We start from the raw sequence: 517 nt of genomic DNA, 5'->3' as shown, positions 1-517 counted from the left end.
CTGGAAATACGCGTGATCGAACAAGTGGTCGTCGGGAGCGAGCGATCTGAATCCTTTGCGCAGCTGGGGTATCTGTGACAGCGCGTCACGACATAAAGCCGGTGCCACCCCAACGGAGTGGCGCCGGCTATTCGCGGCATCATTTATTTTTGGCTGCTGGCGGCTAACGGCCAAAAGCGGACAATCATAATTCTCTAAAATAGGAATTCGGAAAACATCAATTACCCTTAATCAATAATGACAGAAGCATTTTGGGCCATCCTAGAGATTTGACCCTAGGAGAGCGCCCCATGAACACTCCCTCTGAAAAACATCACTCCCCGTGGAACAAGGGCAAGCTGGTTGGCCAAAAGCACCCACTCCGATTGAAAGACGTTTGGGCTATTCGTGTCAGGCTTCAACTCAATAATAGACAACGTGACTTGGCGCTGTTTGAACTAGCCATTGATAGCAAGCTAAGAGCCTGCGATTTGGTCGCATTGCATGTCCGAGACGTCTCTCACGGAGATATGATATC

At 49.9% G+C, this 517-nt stretch carries 1 pseudogene; it reads left to right on the top strand.

Going from position 1 to position 517, the window contains the following annotated elements:
* Positions 1-290: 290 nt before the first annotated feature.
* Positions 291-517 (top strand): annotated as a pseudogene (locus OP495_RS18735) (integrase); the annotation flags it as partial.

Origin of the sequence: Chromohalobacter sp. 296-RDG, from assembly GCF_029889885.1 — a bacterium.
GTDB lineage: Bacteria > Pseudomonadota > Gammaproteobacteria > Pseudomonadales > Halomonadaceae > Chromohalobacter.
Note: the sequence above shows the minus strand (reverse complement) of the source record. Positions and strands in the feature narration are given on the sequence as shown.